Source organism: Pseudomonas sp. 22490 (assembly GCF_052044465.1).
Taxonomy (GTDB): domain Bacteria; phylum Pseudomonadota; class Gammaproteobacteria; order Pseudomonadales; family Pseudomonadaceae; genus Pseudomonas; species Pseudomonas aeruginosa.
On sequence record NZ_JBQENS010000006.1, the window covers coordinates 1 to 13,456 of the forward strand.

A 13,456-nucleotide genomic window follows, 5' to 3' on the forward strand; every position below is an offset into this window, starting at 1 on the left:
AGCCCCAGGCCTTGTTCTTGGCGTTGTAGCTTTCGTTGAGGTCGGCCAGCAGGTTCTCGATGGCCTGGGAGTCGCCCAGCTCGGCGTCGCGCGCGTGGAGCACGGCCGGGGTGCCGTCGGGCTTCTTCTCGATCAGGTGGACGATGGCGTGATGGATCGGCATGTCAGGTTCGACCTTTCAGGTAATCGGCGGCGCCGCGCAGGTTTCCGCGACGCTGCGGGACACGCCGCTGGCGCGCCCGCGGATCGGCCAGTTTACCCGAGGTTGCCGGCTTCTGCCTGCGTCGCCTGGCGTTCCTGCAGACCGTGCAGGCGCTTGATCACGAAGTTCAGGTGCAGGTGCAGCTCGTACAGCTCGTGGTAGTAGGAGAGCGGCACCTCCACGGTGTTCAGCTCGCTCTCCAGTTTCTCCAGCCGCTCGATCTCGCTTCTCAGTTGCTCGGCGTCGGTACCGCTGTCGAGCTTGCGGTCGATGTCGCGGATGTAGCGGTACCAGCGGTAGATGCGCGCGCGGATGCGCCAGCGATACAGCGGGCCGATGGACTTCATCAGCGGGATGAGGATGGCGATGAACGGGATCAGCAGGATGATGTAGCGGTCCGCCAGGGAGGCGATGCGGAACGGCAGGTAGCGCTGCAGCAGCGGCAGGCCGCTCTTGTAGTAGCGCTCGGCGTCCTCGTGCAGGCGCAGGGTGCGCGGCTCGGCGCTGGGGAAGGCGCCGGGCTTGTCGAGCAGGCTGCCGTCCTTCATCACCTCGCGCGCGGCTTCCAGCACCAGCGGGATCAGCGCCGGGTGGAAGCGTTCGTTGATCACCAGGGTGGCCACCGGCGACAGGGTGCTGATGTTTCGTTCCGGCACGTTGCGCGGCAGGTTGAGCAGGCCCTCGCCGACCTCGACCCGCTTGAGGAACGGCAGGCGCGCCTCGTAGGCGGCGCTGCGGCGGAAGTTGACCAGGCGAAGCTGGTCGTTGTCGGCCAATTTCTGGATCGCCGGGTTCTCCGCCGGGCCGACGATGAACGCCGCGTCCAGCTTGCCGGCCAGCAGGTCGTCGACCACCGCGTTGCCGCCGCGGGCTTCCCAGGTGATCGGATAGTGTCCCGGGGCGATGTCGTTAGCCTGCAGGATCGCCTCGGTGGCGGCGCGGGTGCCGCTGCCGTCGCTGCCGATGGCCAGGCGCAGGTGCAGCAGGTCGCTGAGCTGGTCGATGTGCACGTTGCTGCGGTGGAACAGCCAGAGCGGTTCCTGGTAGACCGCGCCGAGGGTCTGCAACTGGCGCGCCTGCCCGGCTTCGAGCTGGCGCTCCTGGCCGCTCTGGACCAGGGCGATGTCGACCTCGCCGGTGCCGAGCAGGCGCTCCAGGTTGTCGCGCGAGCCGGCGCTGGGCACCAGCTTCAGTTCGAAGCCCTGCTCCTTGAGCTTTTCCCGGAGCTTGCCGGCGAACACGGCGTAGCCGCCGCCCTCGGCGCCGGTGGCCATGGTCGCGCTCATCGGCGGCGGCGGGGCGACGAAATAGAACACCGCGGCGACCAGGGCGGCGATCACCGGGATCAGCCAGAGGTTGGCGCGGATCAGGATGGCGAGGTCCTTGAGCAGGTGCTTGATGCGATTCATGAGCGGTCCTTGTGCTGCTCTCCAGAAGGGTATGACGGATGCGGGCGGGCGCACTCCTCAGCGTAGCCGAGGGTCACCGGCGGTCCGTGCGGAACTGCCGGCAGAGCACCCGGTGGCGATGCCGGAAGATGCGGGTGAGGAACCAGCGTACCAGTCCGGCGGCGAATAGCGGGCGCACGGTCAACTGGTCGACCAGCAGGCATTCCCCGGCCTCGCCCGGTGTCGGCAGGATGCGTCGCTCGTGGCGCCAGAGGCGCATGCCGGTCATCGGCGACTGTTCGATGAAGCCGCGGCCGGGCGTCAACTCCAGCAGGGTCAGTTGCGAAGTGCCCAGCGGCAGCAAGCCGAACAGGCGCATGTGGCTGCGGAACAGCGGGCGCCGGGGCACCACCTCCAGGTCTTCGAGGCTGCGGATACCGGGCGGTACGCTCATGCTCAGCAACGGGCGTATCTCGCGGAGTATCCCGTCCACCGAGGTGATCCACCGCCAGAGCTGTTCGGGGCTGGCCTGCAGGCGCGATTCGAAATGCAGGCTGATATTCATCGCAGGCTCCTGCTAGGGTTGTGGGAGGACGCGCTGTCCATGGCGCCCGTGCCGTGCAAGCCTAAGCCAGACGAACCGAGACGTCGAACCGAAGGAGGACGCCATGCTGATCCGCGCCGCAACCTCGACCCTGCTGGTGGTCGATATCCAGGAACGCCTGCTGCCGGCCATCGACGACGGTCCGGCGCTGGTCGAGTACAGCCAGTGGTTGTTGCGCGTGGCCCGCGCACTGGACGTGCCGGTGCTGGCCAGCGAGCAGTACAGCAAGGGCCTGGGGCCGACGGTGGCGGCCCTGCGCGATGAGCTGGAGCCCACGCAGATCCTCGAGAAGCTGGACTTCTCGGCCGCCGCCGACGGCGCCCTGCTGCGCGCGCCCGGCGGCGACCGCCGGCAGTTCGTGGTTTGCGGCAGCGAGGCGCACGTCTGCGTGCTGCAGACCGTGCTCGACCTGCTTGGCCGTGGTCGCGAAGTGTTCGTCGTGGAGGAGGCGATCGGCTCGCGGCGGCCGAGCGACAAGGCGCTGGCCGTGGAGCGGATGCGCCAGGCCGGGGCGATGATCGTGTCGCGGGAGATGGTCGCCTTCGAATGGATGGAACGCGCCGGCAGCGACCGCTTCCGCGAGATCAGCCGCAACTTCATTCGCTGAGCGGCGGTTGCTCGGCCTGGTAGCGCCGGGCCTCCTCGCGCAGCCAGTCGGCGAAGGCCTGGTGGCGGTCGCTCGGCGGCTCGCGCTGCGGCCAGACCAGCCAGTAGGGATAGGGGTAGGGCACGCGGATGTCGCCCAGTTGCACCAGGCGGCCCTCGGCGAGGGCGCCGGCGACCAGGCTGCGACGCTCCAGGGCGATGCCCTGGCCCAGGCGCACGGCTTCCAGCAGCAGGTTCGAGTCATTGATCAGCAGTCCGTGCTGCGGTTCCGCCACGCCGGCGCGCTGGCACCAGAGCGCCCAGGATTCGGTGGAGCGCAGTGTAGGGCAGGCGACGATCTCGCTCGGCGTGCGCGGCAGGCGGCCGCCGTTGAAGTCGGGCGCGGCGACCATCAGCAACTCGTCGTCGAACAGGCGTTCCCGACCGACCCCTTCCCAGTCGCCCTTGCCGATGCGTACGCCGAGGTCGGCCAGGCCCTGGCGCAGGTTCTGCACGTCAAGACTGGCGACCAGCCGCACGCGACAGTGCGGATGGCGCTCGCGAAAGCGCGGCAGGCGCGGCAGCAGCCAGTTCAGGCCGAAGGACGGCATCACCGTGACCACCAGCTCACCCTCCCGTGGACGCGCCCGCACCACCCGCGTGGCGTCGGCGATCTCGCCCAGCGAGGCGCGTACCTGCAGGGCGTAGAACCGGCCGTTCTCGCTCAGGCGCAGGCCGCGCCCCTCGCGGACGAACAGGGCCAGGCCGAGGAGGTTTTCCAGCAGCTTGATCTGCTGGCTGATCGCTGAGTGGGTGACGTGCAGCTCGCTGGCGGCCTGGCTGATGCTGCCGAGCCGGGCGACCGCTTCGAAGCTGCGCAGGGCGGTGAGGGGAGGGAGGTCGCTCATGTAAGTTTTTCTAAAGGATTCGCTGAATTTATCTCGATATTTTTCGCGTTGTGCAACGACTAGAGTGATTTTCCCAGGCGTCGCCCTCTTAGCGGCGCTTAATCATCGACAAAGGATGCCGCGATGCAACTGATCGGTATGCTGGATTCGCCTTTTGTGCGCCGGGTCGCCATCGCCCTGCGCCTGCTGGACCTGCCCTACGAGCACCGGCCGCTGTCGGTGTTCCGCAATTTCCAGGCGTTCAGCCTGTTCAACCCGATGGTCAAGGCGCCCACGCTGGTGCTGGACGATGGCACCGTGCTGATGGACTCCAGCCTGATCCTCGATTACCTGGAGTGCCTGGCCGGCCGCGAACGCAGTCTGCTGCCGCAACGGCCGCAGGCCCGTGCACGGGCGTTGAGTCTGATCGGCGCGGCGCTGGTGGCCTGCGAGAAATCCGTGCAGATCTACTACGAACTGAACCTGCGTCCCGAGGAACGCCGCCACGGCCCCTGGCTGGAGCGGGTGGAGGGGCAGTTGCTGGCGGCCTACGACTGGCTGGAGGCAGCGCTGCGCCAGGAGCCGCTGGCACGCGACGGTGGCATCGAGCTGGTCGGGGTGACCGTCGCGGTGGCCTGGCGCTTCAGCCAACTGGTGGTCGCGGAGCGGGTCGCCGCCAGCGAATACCCGGAACTGGCAAGCTATTCGGATTATGCGGAGGGGTTGCCGGTGTTCCTCGAGACGCCGCCGGTCTGAGCCCGCGAGGCGCCAGGCTGGCGCCCCTCGAACGGCTCGATTCCGCCTGCGCCCGGCCTCGGTTAGCTGTAGGTCGCTGCCGTCGTCACGGCCCGGACCGGTTGTTGCGAACTGCTGTTCGGCGCCGGCCTGGAGGCGGCCCGGCCCTGGCTCAGCCTGGTCCTGAGCGCGGCCCTCGGCTTGCTCTTCGGCATGCTGCTGGGCGGGCTCTGGTTCGGCTACTGGATCCGCCAGGAGGGATTGCAACTGACCCACCTGCTGCTGGTGGTCTGGGTGCTGGCGAACTTCTTCGTGCTCAACGTCCGCTGGAACTGATGGGGACTGCCGGTATGGGGAGCAGGGCGCGAGGACGGCGACAGTGGAGCGAGCCGGACGCCCGTCGATAGCGCGAAGTCGCATCTCGCTCCTGCCACCCGGTCCCTCGGCTCCCCTCTGTTCGCACGCGTTGCATGGGATGACGCAGTTGGAACTGCCCCCGGGCAGTGGCAGCCGGCTGCCTCGAGGGCAGGTGCTCCGGCTGGCTCGGCATGGTCAATGGAGTTAAGCCCCGGGGGCTTCGAGGAAAGCAGAACCTGCGGCATCGGCTCCTTTCGCCCGACTGGGCTCAGCGTAGCTCTTCGGCGGCGGCGACCAGTTGTTCGAGTTGATGGTGGATCTGGGCCCTGTCCAGCAACTGCAAGGGCTGGCGGTTCCAGAGCAGCCGTTCGCCGCTTTCGGGGTCGCGGCCCAGGATCGGCTTGCAAGGGTCCTGGCTGAACAGGTTCTGCTCGCTGGCCGTAGCGTCTCCTTGTCCTTCCAGGCGGGTGAACATCAACAGGTGATCGGTCGGATGTTCTGCCAGATGGCAGAGATGCGGGCCCACCTGCAGGCTGAGTACGCTCTCCTCGTCATTGGGCGTCGGGAGATCGAGAGCGAGAAAAAGCTGGTGGATGGCGGCGCGGTAGAGTGGATTCATGGCGTGTTCCGAGTCACTGGAGGCGGCCATTAGAGCAGTGCCAGCCCGGAGAGACTGTTAATCGTGGTTCTCTTTTTTTAGGTTTTGCCGCTGCCGATTCCAGTGAAAAAACGGCGGCCAATCCTGATAGGCGATGGGGTTTCCCGTTCCTAGACTGGCGGAGAAACATCAGGAGAAGGCAACCATCATGCATATTCAATCGCTTCAGCAGAGTCCGTCTTTCGCCGTCGAATTGCACCAGGCCGCCAGTGGGCGTTTGGGACAGATTGAGGCCCGCCAGGTCGCCACCCCCAGTGAAGCGCAGCAGTTGGCCCAGCGCCAGGACGCGCCGAAGGGTGAGGGGCTGCTCGCTCGCCTGGGCGCGGCGCTCGTGCGTCCGTTCGTGGCGATCATGGACTGGCTGGGCAAACTGTTGGGCTCCCACGCCCGCACCGGCCCGCAGCCCAGTCAGGACGCGCAGCCTGCGGTCATGTCCTCGGCCGTCGTGTTCAAGCAGATGGTGCTGCAGCAGGCATTGCCCATGACCTTGAAGGGACTCGACAAGGCGAGCGAGCTGGCGACCCTGACACCGGAAGGACTGGCCCGGGAGCACTCCCGCCTGGCCAGCGGAGATGGGGCGCTGCGTTCGCTGAGCACCGCCTTGGCCGGCATTCGTGCCGGCAGCCAGGTCGAGGAGTCCCGTATCCAGGCTGGCCGCCTGCTCGAACGGAGCATCGGCGGGATCGCGCTGCAGCAGTGGGGCACCACCGGCGGTGCCGCGAGTCAACTGGTGCTCGACGCAAGCCCGGAACTGCGGCGCGAAATCACCGACCAGTTGCATCAGGTAATGAGCGAGGTCGCACTGTTGCGCCAAGCGGTAGAGAGCGAGGTCAGCAGAGTATCGGCCGACAAGGCGCTGGCGGATGGCCTGGTGAAGCGGTTCGGGGCGGATGCGGAAAAGTACCTGGGCAGACAGCCTGGTGGCATCCACAGTGACGCCGAAGTGATGGCGCTTGGTCTCTACACCGGCATTCACTACGCGGACCTGAATCGCGCTCTGCGTCAGGGGCAGGAGCTGGATGCGGGACAAAAGCTGATCGACCAAGGTATGTCCGCGGCCTTCGAGAAGAGCGGACAGGCTGAACAGGTAGTGAAGACTTTCCGTGGCACCCGTGGCGGGGATGCCTTCAACGCAGTGGAAGAGGGCAAGGTTGGCCACGACGACGGCTATCTCTCCACCTCCCTGAACCCCGGTGTCGCGAGGAGCTTCGGGCAGGGCACGATATCCACCGTGTTCGGCAGGTCCGGAATCGATGTCAGCGGGATATCGAACTACAAGAATGAAAAAGAGATTCTCTATAACAAAGAAACCGACATGCGCGTGCTGCTGAGCGCCAGCGATGAGCAGGGAGTGACCCGCCGGGTTCTCGAAGAGGCGGCCCTGGGGGAGCAGAGTGGCCATAGCCAGGGACTGCTCGATGCTCTCGACCTGGCAAGCAAACCGGAACGTTCAGGCGAGGTCCAGGAACAGGATGTACGCCTGAGGATGCGCGGCCTTGATCTGGCCTGACCGGTCGTAAAAGAAAGACGTCACGAACGGACACCTTGGGGTGTCCGATTCTTGGCTCGGCAGCGGATCCGGGTGGAGAGGCGTGCTGGCTATTCGCCCAGTGGTTCCAGGAGGGCTGCTGTCCAACGCTCCTTGCGCCAGGCCCGGCGCTGCTTCTTGTCGAGGTAGGTCCAGGCGACGAAGCGGCTCTGCTTCTGTCCCTGGGCCATGTCCACCACGCGGATATCGCTGGCGCCCAACGTCTTCAGGCGCTCCTGGAGGTTCGGCAGGTTGCTCGCCTTGGATACCAGGGTGGTGAACCAGAACACCTGCGTGGCGAACGCCCGGCTTTCCTCGGCCATGCCGGCCAGGAAGGCCGCTTCGCCGCCCTCGCAGTACAGCTCGGCGCCCTGGCCGCCAAAGTTCAGTAGCGGCAGGGTACGGGTCGGGTCGAGCTTGCCGAGGTTCTTCCACTTGCGCCGGCTGCCGCGCGTGGCTTCGTCCAGCGAGGCGTGGAAGGGCGGGTTGCAGAGGGTCATGTCGAAGCGCTCATCGACGCCGATCAGGCCCTGGAATATCTGCCTGCGATCAGGCTGCCGGCGCAACTCGATGGCAGCGGCGAAGCGTGGGTTGGCGGCGAGGATCGCAGCGGCCGAGGCCAGCGATTGCGGGTCGATGTCGGCGCCGACGAAGCGCCAGCCGTATTCGTGGTGGCCGAGCAGCGGGTAGATGCAGTTGGCTCCGGTTCCGACGTCCAGCGCACGCAGGCCGGGACCGCGTGGAATCAGGCCATCGTGGCTGGTGCCGAGCAGGTCGGCCAGGTAGTGCAGGTAGTCGGCGCGACCGGGGATGGGCGGGCACAGGTAACCATCGGGTATATCCCACTCGCGTACGTCGTAGAACTGTTGTAGCAGCGCGCGGTTGAAGGCTTTCACCGCCGCCGGATCAGCGAAGTCGATGCTCTGCCTGCCGTACGGATTGAGGATGACGAAGCGCTCCAGTTCCGGGCTGCCGGCGATCAGGCGCGGAAAGTCGTAGCGTCCCAGGTGGCGATTGCGCGGGTGCAGCGGGCTGGCGCTCTTGCGCTCGGCGTCGGGATGCGGGCTGGTCGGGCGGGGCATGTTCTCGGTTTCCGTGACGGCGAGGCGGGCATTATTCACATCCGCCGGAGGCTGGCCAGTGTTTCTGCCGAGCGGCGCGCTCCTGGCCCGGTCACAATGGAAACAGCCACGGAATCACCAGCACGCAGACGAACATCACCAGCAGGGTAAATGGCACGCCGATCCGGACGAAGTCGCCGAAGCGGTATTGGCCAGGGCCCAGCACCAGGGTGTTCACCGGCGAGGAAATCGGCGTCATGAAGGCTGCCGAGGCCGCCACCGCCACCACCATGGCGAAGGGGTAGGGCGAGGCGCCGATCTGCTTGGCGGTGGCGATGGCGATCGGCGCCATCAGCACCGCGGTAGCGGTGTTGGAGATGAACAGGCCGATGGCCGCGGTGAGCAGGAACAGGCTGGCCAGCAGCACGCGCGGGCCGGCGTCGCCGAGGGCGTCGACCAGCAGCGAGACCACCAGGTCGATACCGCCGGTCTTCTGCAGGGCCAGGGCGAAGGGCAGCATGCCGACGATCAGGACCAGGCTTTGCCAATGGATGGCGCGGTAGGCGCCGTCCATGTCGATGCAACGGAACAGGCCCATCAACAGGCAGCCGACCAGTGCCGCGACCACGTTGGGCACCACCCCGCTGACCATCAGCGCCACCATCACGGCCAGGCTGAGCAGGGCGTGCGGCGCCTTGCTCAGGGCCGGCGCCACCTCGTCGATCTCCGCCGGCAGGCTGAGCACCAGGAAATCGCGGTTGCGTCCCTGCAACTGGCGGATCGCCTTCCAGGCGCCGATCACCAGCAGGGTATCGCCCAGGCGCAGCTTCTCTTCCAGCATGCCGTCGGTGAGCGCTTCGTGGTCGCGACGCAGGCCGACCACGTTGAGCCCGTACTGCGAACGGAAGCCCAGCTCCAGGACGCTCTTGCCGAGCAGGGTGGAGTCCGGCGGCAGAGTCACCTCGGCCATGCCGACCTCCCGCGACTGGTCGATGAAGTAGCTGGCGCGGAACGGCAGGCGCACCAGGTTCAGCTCGGCGCAGCGCCGGTCCATGTCCTCCGGAGGGGCGAAGACGTCCAGCAGCAACACGTCGCCCGCCTTCAGCTCGGTGCTGCCGCCGACCTTGACCACCTCGCTGTGGAACTTGCGTACCCGCTCCAGGCCGACCACGTTGGCGCCCAGGCGGGTGCGCAGTTGCAGTTCTTCCAGGGTGCTGCCGATCAACGGCGAGCCGAGCTGGACCTGCAGGCGCCGTTCGCGGCCGGCCAGGCGATAGTCGCGGATCAGGTCGCGCAGGGTCCGCCGTGCCTTCGGCGCGCCGACTTCCGCCGGGCTGGCGGCGTTCAGCCAGTTGCGCGTGAGCAGCATGTAGGCCACGCCGATGGCGAGCACCATGAGGCCTATCGGGGTGAAGGCGAAGAAGCCGAAGCCGGCATGACCCTCGCGCGCCAGCTCGCTGTTGACCACCATGTTCGGTGGCGTGGCGACCAGGGTCATCATGCCGCTGATCAGTCCGGCGAAGGCCAGCGGCATCATCAGCCGGCCCGGAGGGATCTTCAGCTTGGCGGCGATGCTCAGGACCACCGGGATGAAGATCGCCACCACCCCGGTGGAACTCATCACCGAGCCCAACCCGGCCACCGCCAGCATCAGCAGTACCAGCAGGCGCGCTTCGCTGCTGCCGGCGCGGGCGATCAGCCAGTCGCCGACCTGGTAGGCCACCCCGGTACGCACCAGGCCTTCGCCGATCACGAACAGCGCGGCGATCAGTATCACGCTGGGATCGCTGAAGCCGGCCAGGGCTTCGTTGAGGGTAAGGGTTCCGCTGACGCTGAAGGCCATGATCACCAGCAGGGCGATCACGTCCAGGCGCAGGCGGTTGTGGATGAAGAGGGCGACGGTGGTGGCGAGCAGGCCGACCACCCAGAGCAGTTCGAGGTTCATGCGGGCATCTGAGCGGGAGGATGCCTGCGAGTGTGGCAGACGGACGCGGATCGCGCCTTGATCTGCTGCAGGTCGACGGCGCCTCCCCGCTTCGCCGCGGAGAGGCGCCGCGGCCCTGTCAGCCGAGGAGGAGGGCGTCGTCGGCGAGCTTCTCGCCGCGCACCTTCTCGAACATCGCCAGCAGGTCCGGTACGTCGAGGCCCTTGCGTTGCTCGCCGGAGACGTCCAGCACCACCTGGCCTTGGTGCAGCATCACCGTGCGCTCGCCCACGTCCAGCGCCTGGCGCATGCTGTGGGTGACCATCATGGTGGTGAGTTTCTTCTCGGCGACGATCCGTGCGGTGAGATGCAGGACGAAGTCGGCGGTGCGCGGGTCGAGCGCCGCGGTGTGTTCGTCGAGCAACAGGATGCGCGACGGCTGCAGCGCCGCCATCAGCAGGCTGACGGCCTGGCGCTGGCCGCCGGAGAGCAGGCCGATGCGGTCGCCGAGGCGGTTCTCCAGGCCGAGGCCGAGGGTCGCCAGGCTTTCCCGGAAACCGTCGCGCATCGATGCCTGCACCGCCCTGCCGAGGCCGCGACCGGCACCGCGACGCTGCGCCAGGGCCATGTTCTCCTCGATGGTGAGGTCCTCGCAGGTACCCGCCATGGGGTCCTGGAACACCCGCGCGACGCGGTTGGCGCGGGCCCAGACCGGCTTGCGGGTGACGTCTTCGTCGTCGATCAGGATCTGCCCGCTGTCGATCGGCAGGTCGCCGGAGACTGCGTTGAGGAAGGTCGACTTGCCGGCGCCGTTGGAGCCGATCACGGTGACGAACTGGCCGGCCGGGATGTCCAGCGACAGGCCGCGCAGGGCGCGGGTCTCGATGGGGGTGCCGGGGTTGAAGGTGATCTTCAGGTTCTTCGCGCTGAGCATGGTCAGGCTCCCTTCTTGCCGAGCAGGCGTTTCTTCATCATCGGAATCACCAGGGCGACGGTGACCAGCACCGCGGTGACCAGGTTCAGGTCTTGGGCCTGCAAGCCGATGAAATCGCTGTTCAGCGCCAGGGCGATGAAGAAGCGGTAGACGATGGCACCGAGGATCACCGCGAGGGTCGCCAGGATCAGCCGGCGCGAGGGCAGGATGCTCTCGCCGACGATCACCGCCGCCAGGCCGATGACGATGGTGCCGATACCCATGGAGATATCGGCGCCGCCCTGGGTCTGCGCGAACAGCGCGCCGGCCAACGCCACCAGCGCGTTGGAGATGGCCATGCCGAGCAGGATCATGCCGCCGGTGTTGACCCCCTGGGCACGGGCCATCCGCGGGTTGGAGCCGGTGGCGCGGATCGCCAGGCCTTTCTGGGTGGTGAAGAACCAGTCCAGCAGCAGCTTCGCGGCGATCACGATGAACACCAGCAGCAGCGGCCGGAACACGTAGTCGCTGAGCCATTCCGGCTGCAGCAGGGTGAACAATGTCGGCTCGGCGATCAGCGGTACGTTGGGCTTGCCCATGATGCGCAGGTTGATCGAGTAGAGCGCGATCATCATCAGGATGCTGGCGAGCAGGTCCATGATCTTCAGCTTGACGTTGAGCAGGCCGGTGGCCAGCCCGGCCAGTGCACCGGCGGCGGTGGCCGCCAGGGTCGCGCTGTACGGGTCCCAGCCAAGGGCGATGAGGGTCGCGCAGACCGCGCCGCCGAGCGGGAAGCTGCCGTCCACCGTGAGGTCGGGGAAGCGCAGCAGGCGGAAGGAGATGAACACGCCGAGTGCCACGAGGCTGAAGATCAGGCCGATCTCCAGGGCACCGAACAGGGAAAACAGAGACATGACTTCGTAACCGAGTGCGTGAAGGCAGGATTATCGTGCCGTCCGGCCACGGGCGGAACGCCCGCGGCCGGCGGCCGCTTTTTTTACTTGATGACTTCCGCGGCTGACTTGAGCAGTTCGTCGGACAGGGTCACGCCTTGCTTCTGCGCGGCCCCGGGATTGACGAACAGCTGCAGGTTGTCGCTGGTCTCCGGCTTGATCTCGCCCGGCTTCTCGCCCTTGAGGATGCGCACCACCATGCGGCCGGTCTGCTTGCCCATCTCCTTGTAGTTAATGCCGAGGGCGGCGATGGCGCCGCGCTTGACGCTGTCGGTGTCGGAGGCGATCAGCGGGATCTTCGCGTCGTTGCCGACCTTGACCAGCGCCTCGTAGGCGGACACCACGTTGTTGTCGGTGTTGGTGTAGATCGCGTCGACCTTGCCGACCAGGCTGCGCGCCGCCGAGCTGACGTCCACCGAACGCGGTGCCGAGGCTTCGACCAGGCTCAGGCCCATCTTCGGCAGCAGTTCCTTCAGCTCCTTGACCACCACCACGGAGTTGGCTTCGCCCGGGTTGTAGACCATGCCGATGCGCTTGGCGCCCGGCACCACTTTCTTGATCAGCTCGATCTGCTTGTCCAGCGCGAGCATGTCGGAAACCCCGGTGACGTTGGTGCCGGAGGCTTCCCAGCTCGGCGTCAGGTGCGCGCCGACCGGGTCGGTGACGGTGCTGAAGACGATCGGGATGCTCTTGGTCGCGGCCACCAGCGCCTGGGCCGATGGAGTGGCGATGCCGACGATCACGTCGGGCTTGTCGCCGATGAACTTGCGGGCGATCTGCGCGGCGGTGCCGGTGTTGCCCTGGGCGCTCTGGTACTGCCACTTGAGGTTCTTGCCGTCTTCGTAGCCGGCCTCCTGGAGGGCCTCCTTGACCCCGTCGCGAGCGGCGTCCAGCGCCGGGTGCTCGACGATGGCGGTCACGGCCACCGACTTCTGCTCTTCGGCGTTGGCGCCGAAGGACAGGGCCATGCCAAGGGCCAGGGCACTGAGGGGCAACCATTTATTCTTATAGGCCTGCATCATGCGGCGATCTCCTGATTGTATTGGCGCGCTGTAGCGAATTGTTCTGATTGGGCGGTGCGGGTACAGCGTGGCCGAAACATCGCATTTTTCGCGCAAGTCGTCAGCAGGTTTGATGTTTTTTCTTGCGGTGGGATTACCGCTGGGGGTGATCCGGGTAAGGTGTCGGCGTCGGACCGTGACCGAAAGGAGGCGACATGCTCACGACCATCGGCCGTTTTTCCCATCCCCTGGAGGCGCAGATCGCTCGCGCCCGCCTGAAGGCCGCTGGAATTCCGGCGTTCGTCGCCGACGAGCACACCATCAACATGCAGTGGCTGTACTCCAACGCACTGGGCGGCGTGCGCCTGCAAGTGCCCATGGTCTGTCGCGAAGACGCGGTGGCGCTGCTGGCCACCGATGAAAGCGAGGCGCTGCGGGCCGAGCAGGGCAGCAGCGAGTTCCAGTGCTTGCGTTGTGGCGGCGACCAGGTGGCCTGGAAGGTGGACGGCCGCCGCCTGGCCTTCCTTGGGATCCTGCTGCTCAACGTACCGCTGTGGCCGATCCGGCGTCGGTTGGTGTGCGAGGTCTGCGGTTTCCGCAGCGAAGTACCGATGCCTCTAAGCGAGTGAAAGCAAAACGCCCGCCTCTGGGAGGCGGGCG

The 13,456-nt window shown here is 66.8% G+C and carries 13 protein-coding genes and 2 pseudogenes; 5 read left to right on the forward strand and 10 right to left on the reverse strand.

Annotated elements, in window-relative coordinates; all coding sequences use genetic code 11:
* The 3 genes and pseudogenes from ACTJJX_RS08220 to ACTJJX_RS08230 all read right to left on the reverse strand — a co-directional run.
* Nucleotides 1-163 (reverse strand): annotated as a pseudogene (locus ACTJJX_RS08220) (nucleoid-associated protein YejK); the annotation flags it as partial.
* A 92-nt stretch (nucleotides 164-255) separates the two neighbouring features.
* A complete protein-coding gene (locus ACTJJX_RS08225) occupies nucleotides 256-1,611 on the reverse strand; it encodes a TAXI family TRAP transporter solute-binding subunit (RefSeq protein ID WP_003111143.1) in 1,356 nt (451 codons plus the stop codon).
* A gap of 73 nt (nucleotides 1,612-1,684) precedes the next feature.
* Entirely contained in the window at nucleotides 1,685-2,155 is a 471-nt protein-coding gene (locus tag ACTJJX_RS08230) for a hypothetical protein (protein ID WP_003119281.1), read from the reverse strand.
* A gap of 103 nt (nucleotides 2,156-2,258) precedes the next feature.
* Here ACTJJX_RS08230 and ACTJJX_RS08235 point away from each other — a divergent pair, with 103 nt between their 5' ends.
* A complete protein-coding gene (locus tag ACTJJX_RS08235; protein WP_003100571.1) occupies nucleotides 2,259-2,801 on the forward strand; it encodes a hydrolase in 543 nt (180 codons plus the stop codon).
* Here the strand turns inward: ACTJJX_RS08235 and ACTJJX_RS08240 are convergent.
* Nucleotides 2,791-3,687 (reverse strand): LysR substrate-binding domain-containing protein, encoded by an 897-nt coding sequence (locus ACTJJX_RS08240; RefSeq protein WP_003100573.1) that lies wholly within the window; start codon nucleotides 3,685-3,687, stop codon nucleotides 2,791-2,793. The two genes, ACTJJX_RS08235 and ACTJJX_RS08240, sit on opposite strands and share 11 nt — an antisense overlap.
* Before the next feature lie 123 nt (nucleotides 3,688-3,810).
* Here ACTJJX_RS08240 and ACTJJX_RS08245 point away from each other — a divergent pair, with 123 nt between their 5' ends.
* Nucleotides 3,811-4,422 carry a glutathione S-transferase gene (locus ACTJJX_RS08245; protein ID WP_003113789.1) on the forward strand — a complete coding sequence of 204 codons (612 nt, stop codon included), beginning with the start codon at nucleotides 3,811-3,813 and terminating at the stop codon, nucleotides 4,420-4,422.
* Between the two features lie 75 nt (nucleotides 4,423-4,497).
* Nucleotides 4,498-4,737 (forward strand): annotated as a pseudogene (locus tag ACTJJX_RS08250) (DUF2165 family protein); the annotation flags it as partial.
* Between the two features lie 289 nt (nucleotides 4,738-5,026).
* Here ACTJJX_RS08250 and ACTJJX_RS08255 read toward each other — a convergent pair.
* The gene (locus tag ACTJJX_RS08255) at nucleotides 5,027-5,377 is read right to left on the reverse strand and encodes a CesT family type III secretion system chaperone (RefSeq protein ID WP_003111148.1); all 351 of its coding nucleotides are present in this window, start codon (nucleotides 5,375-5,377) and stop codon (nucleotides 5,027-5,029) included.
* A 187-nt stretch (nucleotides 5,378-5,564) separates the two neighbouring features.
* Between ACTJJX_RS08255 and exoS the strand changes: the two genes are divergently transcribed.
* A complete protein-coding gene (exoS, locus tag ACTJJX_RS08260) occupies nucleotides 5,565-6,926 on the forward strand; it encodes a T3SS effector bifunctional cytotoxin exoenzyme S (RefSeq protein ID WP_003113791.1) in 1,362 nt (453 codons plus the stop codon).
* An 89-nt stretch (nucleotides 6,927-7,015) separates the two neighbouring features.
* On the opposite strand, the gene rlmF is transcribed toward exoS, so the two are convergent.
* The 5 genes from rlmF to ACTJJX_RS08285 form a co-directional block, all read right to left on the reverse strand.
* On the reverse strand, nucleotides 7,016-8,026 hold the full coding sequence (gene rlmF, locus ACTJJX_RS08265; RefSeq protein ID WP_009876985.1) for a 23S rRNA (adenine(1618)-N(6))-methyltransferase RlmF: 1,011 nt from the start codon (nucleotides 8,024-8,026) through the stop codon (nucleotides 7,016-7,018).
* Between the two features lie 91 nt (nucleotides 8,027-8,117).
* The gene (locus ACTJJX_RS08270; protein ID WP_003100585.1) at nucleotides 8,118-9,950 is read right to left on the reverse strand and encodes an SLC13 family permease; all 1,833 of its coding nucleotides are present in this window, start codon (nucleotides 9,948-9,950) and stop codon (nucleotides 8,118-8,120) included.
* A 118-nt stretch (nucleotides 9,951-10,068) separates the two neighbouring features.
* Nucleotides 10,069-10,863, reverse strand: coding sequence for an ABC transporter ATP-binding protein (locus ACTJJX_RS08275; protein ID WP_003092883.1), 795 nt, complete (start codon nucleotides 10,861-10,863; stop codon nucleotides 10,069-10,071).
* A gap of 2 nt (nucleotides 10,864-10,865) precedes the next feature.
* On the reverse strand, nucleotides 10,866-11,756 hold the full coding sequence (locus ACTJJX_RS08280; RefSeq protein WP_003092881.1) for an ABC transporter permease: 891 nt from the start codon (nucleotides 11,754-11,756) through the stop codon (nucleotides 10,866-10,868).
* 83 nt (nucleotides 11,757-11,839) lie between these two features.
* Complete coding sequence (locus ACTJJX_RS08285) at nucleotides 11,840-12,817, reverse strand: ABC transporter substrate-binding protein (protein WP_003092876.1); 978 nt, start codon at nucleotides 12,815-12,817, stop codon at nucleotides 11,840-11,842.
* 194 nt (nucleotides 12,818-13,011) lie between these two features.
* On the opposite strand from ACTJJX_RS08285, the gene ACTJJX_RS08290 reads away from it, so the two are divergent.
* Nucleotides 13,012-13,425, forward strand: coding sequence for a putative signal transducing protein (locus ACTJJX_RS08290; protein WP_016852498.1), 414 nt, complete (start codon nucleotides 13,012-13,014; stop codon nucleotides 13,423-13,425).
* Nucleotides 13,426-13,456 lie beyond the last annotated feature (31 nt).